Origin of the sequence: Campylobacter troglodytis (genome assembly GCF_006864425.1) — a bacterium.
Taxonomy (GTDB): Bacteria; Campylobacterota; Campylobacteria; order Campylobacterales; family Campylobacteraceae; genus Campylobacter_D; species Campylobacter_D troglodytis.
In genome coordinates this window covers 1-6344 of record NZ_QHLI01000090.1, presented here as the reverse complement: position 1 = coordinate 6344, position 6344 = coordinate 1, and the positions used below count along the sequence as shown (strand labels likewise).

Genomic DNA, 6344 nt, shown 5'->3' with positions numbered 1-6344 from the left:
AAATTACTAGCTGCAAAATACCTTGCCTCAAAGCCTGTTTTACTAAGTGGAGCAAGCAAAGTATCTCCCTTGAAAGCATTTATCATACCCTTTGGGCTTGCTATAACGCCATCTTTTATGGCTTTGTTGGTGTCGTTTAAAGTGGCTTCGCTTGTATCAACGCCGCTTAATAAAAGTTTATCATCGCTACCAAATTTCAAAGAAAGTGCGTTTAAAATGCCTTTTTGATGAGGGTTTAGGCTGTTTTTATAATCATCAAAACTAGGTTTAGGCGTGGGGTCAGGCGTAGGCGGGTCAGGGTCTGGAGTAGGCGGGCTTGGGTCAGGCGGCAAGGGGTCGCCGTTTTTTGTGATGATAACGCTTCCGCTGTTGTAAGTAGCGGTAAAATACTGCGAATTCGCCCCAACCAAACTCACACCGCTTAATCCGCTCGCCGTGCCTTTGATGATTTGATAGCTTTGCCCTGCGTTCATACCCTTTATATCAACGGCTACAACGCCATTTTCGTTTTGCAAAGCACCTTGAAACTGCCCCATTTGGCTATTTGAGCCTATGCCAAAGGTGATTGTCGAGCCTTCTTTGTTTTGCAAACCCCCACCCACTATGAGCGTAGCTCCGTAAATGCTTATGCTTGAGCTTTGAAAGGTGCTTAATCCATCGCCTTGCGAGATTAGCTTTCCTGTAACGCTCATAGTGCCACCATTTAACACAAGATTTCCCCCACCTTTTGCCACAGGGTCTTGCACGCCAAAGGCACCGCCGTCAGCAACTGTTTGTCCGCCGTTGTAAAAATGCCCGTTTATCGTTGTCGTGCCGCCATTTTGCGTAAAATTTGCCACGCCGTCATTTTCTACATTATAAACGCCGACTTTTACTTGGCTATCGTTTAATCCTGTGGTAAAATTAGCCGTGCCGCCGTTGTTTGTAAAGGATTTTTCAAAGCGAATGATGGGTGCTTGTATGTTAAGCCTTGAATTTGAGCCTAAATTCACGCCACCTTGAGAGCTGAAAAAGATGATATTGCTTATATCAACGCTAGAATTTGAGCTTAAATTCAAATTGACATCAGGCGAAAAGCGAACCTTTGTCAAGCCCCCATATTCACTGCCTTGGGCGTTGATTTGCGTGCTACCGCTGTTGCTAATGACAAGGCTTGAGCCCTCGCCTACGCTCACAGTCGCACCCCTTTCAAATGAAATTGTATGAAAGCCGTTGAGTAAGACATTTGCCCCCGAGCTTAAACTCAAAGAATTAGCGAAAAAGGTGGTGGTTTTGTCGTTGATTTGCAGGGTGTATTTAGCCCCACTTGCACCTTGAATGCTCAAACTCGTCCTTACATTGCAGTCGCCACTGCCACCACTTCGGCAGTTAAAGGTCGTCATATCATAGCTTGGTCTAGCGGGAAGCGAAATGGCTGTATCTGTGCGTTGCTCGTTGGTTTGCAAAATCACGGATTGAGAGTTAAGAACATAGGTGTGAGTAGCTCCAAGGGCTGAATTTAGGCACAATAAACTAATAAAACAAGTTTTTAAAAGCGAAAATTTGAAATGCTTGTTTGCTTGGGGTTTTAAAGATTTTGAGTGCGTGTTTAAAGGGCAATGCTTTTTTAAAAGATTTAAAAAATGCTTTTTAAAATGCCCTTTCATCAAGCCCCCCCCCCAGCGATAATCGCTTATAGTCTTGTAATATCGTCAAATTAGCGACACAATGAATTTGCCTTAATGATACAATAAAATTGATTGAATTTTGATTAACAAATCCCACAAAATTTAAAAAATTTACAAAAAAGCTGAATTTTTTGTGGCAAATCAAAAAAGGGCAAATTAAATTCAGCTTTTTGGCTGAGTTTAACGAAATTTAACGAAGAAAATGCCTTAAATTCAAGCAAAAAATTCAAATTAAAATTAGCAAAATTTAAGTTCAAATTAGCAAAAAATCAAGCAAAAATTCGTAAAATTCAAACAAAAATACACAAAATTCAAGCTCAAATTTGCAAAAAATTCAAGCTACAATTCGCAAACACTCAAGCCAAATCCCTAGCCAAAGCCACACAAGCCTTGATGCTTTGAGTTTGGGGCATAAAGATTTGAGGCTTATTTTTCTTTCTTTTGTCTTTTAACTCAAAGGCTTCTTTTAAGGCATTTGCTGTGCTTTGTCCTATGGCTACGCATTTATCATCTTTTTTTAAATCATAGCTTTTGAAAAAATCTATCACATTTGAGGGTGCGCTAAATATAAAAACAGCAGGGCTTTGAAGCTTCATTTTTATAAGTGGTGGCTCATAAATCTTTTCATAAGCTATGATTTGTGTCAAATTCACACCCTCATTTAAAAGCAACTTATCTAAATTTGAAGCGATTTTTTTAGCCCTTAAATAAAGGCATTTTTTGCCCCTTAATTCATTTTTGAAAGCCTGAAATAAATCCTTGCCGTAGGCTTTTGGCGGGGTTTTGATATTTGTAAAGCTCATTTTTTTAGCATAAAGCTCACTTTCTTTGCCAAGAGCATAAACTAAAATGCTTGAATTTAGAGCATTTTGAGATCTTTTTAGTGAGCGAAGGGCATTTTTGGAGGTGATTATTAGGGCGTCAAAGTCCCTTAAATTCACAGTAAAGGGCAAGAGTTTAATTTTATTTAAAATGATATTTTTAACGCCTATGAAACGGTCTTTGCCTATTAGATAAATCATCCTTGTCCTTCTTAAATTTAATTATTTAGCGTGAAAAACACAGCTTTAAAAAGTCTTTGAAAGGCTAAAATTTAAGTCTTTGTTTGAATTTTATAAATTTATTAGCGCAAAAATGCCCAAGCTCATAAAAAACGAAACTTGTTTAAGCTACAATTAGCTCTTACTCCGTGCTTAAAATTCAGCCCTTGCTAAACTTGTCAAATTCTTTTTTTAGGTTTTTGCTTGTTAAAAGAGGATTTTTAGCCCTCATTATCGCTGAACTTACCGCAATGCCTACTATCTTGCAGCCTTTTAGCTCGCAAACATTGCCCTCATTGATACCGCCTATGGCTACCACAGGCAAGGGGCTTTTTTCGCAAAGTGCCTTAAGCCCAGCTACGCCTATAACCGAGCTATCCTTTGTAGGGCTTTCAAATACAGCCCCACAGCCCACATAATCCGCTCCATCACAATTTTCAAGCTCCAAGGGCGTTTTCGCACTTAAACCTATGATTTTGTCCTCTCCCAAAATCTTTCTTGCAAGGCTTATGGGCAAATCCTCTTGCCCTAAATGCACGCCTGTGGCATTTACAGCCAAGGCTATATCAAGCCTATCGTTTATGATTAGGGGAGTTTTAAGCTCATCGCAAAGGGCTTTTAAGGCAAGGGCAAGGGTGTAAAATTCACGCGAGTTTAAATTTTTCTCTCGAAGCTGAACCACACTCACACCGCCTTTTATGGCGTTTTCAACTATGTTTAAAAAGTTTGCAACCGTGTTTTTACCAAGGCTTGCTACTAGATAAAGGCTTAAATCTATCATCTTTACTCATTTCTCAAGGCTTTAAAAGCTATCAAGCCTAAAAGCCTTGAAAAAACTAGCCCTCAGACACAAACAAAGCCTAAAAGCACTTAAAAAACTAGCTTTAAATCGCCTCATTTGCCTTAAAATCCTTGAAAAAGTGATTTGTAGGACCACAACCCTTGCCAAGACTTAAAGAGTATAAGATGGCATTGAAGACAAAGTCCTTTCCTGCTTTGATGGCTTCAAATTTATCCTTGCCAAGGGCTAAATTTGAGGCTATGGCTGAGCTTAGGGTGCAGCCTGTGCCGTGGGTGTTTTTGGTGTCTATGCGGTCGCTTTGAAGGGTGTGTGCCTTTGAGCCGTCAAAAAAGACATCATTTGCATTGTCCTCTCTGTGTCCTCCTTTGAGTAGCACGGCTTTTGCACCCTTTTCGCACAAGGCAATCGCCGCTTTTTGCATATCCTTTTCATCTTTTATCTTAAAACCGCATAAAAATTCAGCCTCTGGGATATTTGGGGTGAGTATGTCGGCAAATTTCAGCATAGTTTTGGCAAAGAATTCAGCATTTTCAGTAGCCATTAGGGGATAGCCGTTTTTAGCAAACATCACAGGGTCTATGACTATGTTTTGGGGCTTATATCTTTTTAAATTCTCAGCCACGCAGCTCATAAGCTCTTTTGAGGGAAGCATACCTATTTTAACAGCCTTTGGGGGTATGTCCTCAAATACGCAAAGCATTTGCTCATCGACACTTTGAGTAGATACATCAAAGCAAGATACCACGCGAGCGGTGTTTTCAGCCACCACGCTTACTACAACGCTCATTCCAAAGAGCTTGTAAGCACTGAATGTCTTTAAATCCGCTTGAATTCCAGCACCCCCACTGCAATCACTTCCTGCAATGGTTAAAATGGGCGTTAAATTTGAACCTATAGCCTTTATCATCGTTTTCTCCAAATTTTGATTTTTAAAATTATATGTTTTTTGTGTTAATAAAATTTATGATAATTTAGCTAAGAGTTTTTTTCCCTCGTCATTTAGATTTTTGCCCTTAAAATAAGCCTTGCCAAAGGCTATGATTTGAGCGTGAAAGATTTGATAAAGCTCGTAAAGTGCGAATTTTTTGCCCTTTGAGTCTTTGCTTTTTGAATTTGTTGTTTTGCTACTTAAAAGATTTTTACCCTTAAAGCCTACAAAGCCACTATTTTTTAGGCACTCGCAAAGTGTGTCTTGCCCCTCTTCAATCCCGCTTTGAAAAAACTCACGCAGCTCCTCATAGCTTTCAAACTCATACCCAAGTGCGATTGCAAGGCGGTTTGTGTAGCTATCTACGACTAGAATTTCTCTTTGACACAAATAATTTAAAATGCTATCAACGCTTTCAAAGCCAAGCCCTTTCACGCTTAAAAGCCACTGTCTGCTGACATTTTCTTTGAAATTTTCAAGGCTTTCAAACTCGCTTAAAAGCCTTTCTACAAAGCCTTTAAGGCGCTTTGCCTTTTGATTATAAAAGCCACTTGGCTTGATAAGCTCTGCAATTTGCTCTATTTCAAGCTCATTTAGGGTTTCAAGGCTTTGAATTTTAGCCTTTCGCACATTTTCAAGTGCCTTTAAGACATTATTCCAATTTGTATTTTGGGTTAAAATCACCGAAATTAACAGCTCAAATTCACTCAAACCCCTATTTTCAAGCCAATCAAACTCGCTAAATTCAAGCTTTAAGCCACATAAAAATCTAAAAATTGTCGCACCATTCATTGTCATCCTTATCATCAAGATTTTATGAATTTTAATAAATCAAAGATAAAATTCAAGCTAAAACACAAAAATCTTGCTAAAATTCAAAACTTGAATTTAACAAATTACAATGCCAAAAATTAAAAAACTAAGAGACTAAAATGCCAAGACAAATTAAATTAAGAGTAAATGACAAAGAGAATAAAAGTTATACTATAAGAGGCTTAAAGGATGGTTTAAAATTATATATTGAAAAATTAAAAGATAATTATGAAATAATCAACTGTGTCAAGGCTTATGAGGAGGGGCTTTATGAATTTATCATAGAAGATAGAGTTTATGAAAAATATCTCTTTAAGCAAGTCTTCATAGGCTTAAGCCAAATTACCAGAGGGGTGGTAAATATAGAAAAAAATAAAGCCGCAGTAAACATCCTTGAAAATACAAATACAAGCACAGCCTCACTTAACACCTTCAACACAAACAAAGCTGCACTTGAAAATACTAGCGATGCCTCAATCAGCACTTTCAACACAAACACAGCAAACATCCTTGAAAATACAAACATAGCCTCAAACACCACAGCCACAAGCATAGACACAAACTCGCTTATAAATACAACAAGCATAGCCCCCATCAGCACTCTCAACACAAATTCAGCAAACATCACAAATTCAACACAAATCAACTCAACAAACAACACAGCAACTACCGTAGCTTTCACAAACACAGAAAAGAACGCAAACACCCTTGAAAGGACTACAACAAGCACAGCAAACAACACAGCCACAACAAACAACAACTCAAAAGAAGAAAGAACCTACAACAAAGGCTTTGTGTCCTTGTTTAACAAGCTTTATCAGGTTAATACCCTAGCTGCTATGTGCGACTGTGAATTTATCCCTTGTGAGCTTAGTCCTATGAAAAAAGCTTTAAACATAGGGCTTATCAAGGCTTATAAAAAGGATAAAGATGGCAAGTTCATTGATGATAAAGATAGCTTGTCAAATTCACAAAATGAGATTTACACCATAGATTTAGAGCAAGAAATAATGCTTAAAGCCTTTGTTTATGAGGAGCAAAGCACTTATAAAGTAAAAGATACATATCAAAAAGGTGAGGAAGGGCAAGAAAAC

Annotated in this window: 6 protein-coding genes; 1 reads left to right on the top strand and 5 read right to left on the bottom strand. The window is 38.2% G+C overall.

Going from position 1 to position 6344, the window contains the following annotated elements; genetic code table 11:
* The 5 genes from DMC01_RS11790 to DMC01_RS11770 form a co-directional block, all read right to left on the bottom strand.
* A partial coding sequence (locus DMC01_RS11790; protein WP_142694394.1) for a hypothetical protein occupies positions 1 to 1646 on the bottom strand: 1646 nt, incomplete at its 3' end.
* A gap of 377 nt (positions 1647 to 2023) precedes the next feature.
* Entirely contained in the window at positions 2024 to 2689 is a 666-nt protein-coding gene (locus DMC01_RS11785; RefSeq protein WP_142694393.1) for a uroporphyrinogen-III synthase, read from the bottom strand.
* 178 nt (positions 2690 to 2867) lie between these two features.
* Positions 2868 to 3488, bottom strand: a complete 621-nt coding sequence (gene thiE, locus DMC01_RS11780) for a thiamine phosphate synthase (RefSeq protein WP_142694392.1) — start codon at positions 3486 to 3488, stop codon at positions 2868 to 2870.
* Positions 3489 to 3591: 103 nt separating this feature from the next.
* The gene (thiD, locus tag DMC01_RS11775; RefSeq protein WP_142694395.1) at positions 3592 to 4413 is read right to left on the bottom strand and encodes a bifunctional hydroxymethylpyrimidine kinase/phosphomethylpyrimidine kinase; all 822 of its coding nucleotides are present in this window, start codon (positions 4411 to 4413) and stop codon (positions 3592 to 3594) included.
* 57 nt (positions 4414 to 4470) lie between these two features.
* A complete protein-coding gene (locus tag DMC01_RS11770) occupies positions 4471 to 5229 on the bottom strand; it encodes an endonuclease III domain-containing protein (RefSeq protein WP_142694391.1) in 759 nt (252 codons plus the stop codon).
* Between the two features lie 140 nt (positions 5230 to 5369).
* On the opposite strand from DMC01_RS11770, the gene DMC01_RS11765 reads away from it, so the two are divergent.
* Positions 5370 to 6344, top strand: a 975-nt coding sequence (locus DMC01_RS11765) for a hypothetical protein (RefSeq protein ID WP_221887160.1), incomplete at its 3' end; no start/stop codon positions are given.

Bases quoted from the DNA above. Each gene is read 5' to 3' on its own strand.
- thiE (WP_142694392.1), bottom strand. From the start codon at position 3,488: ATGATAGATTTAAGCCTTTATCTAGTAGCAAGCCTTGGTAAAAACACG.
- DMC01_RS11770 (WP_142694391.1), bottom strand. From the start codon at position 5,229: ATGAATGGTGCGACAATTTTTAGATTTTTATGTGGCTTAAAGCTTGAA.
- DMC01_RS11785 (WP_142694393.1), bottom strand. From the start codon at position 2,689: ATGATTTATCTAATAGGCAAAGACCGTTTCATAGGCGTTAAAAATATC.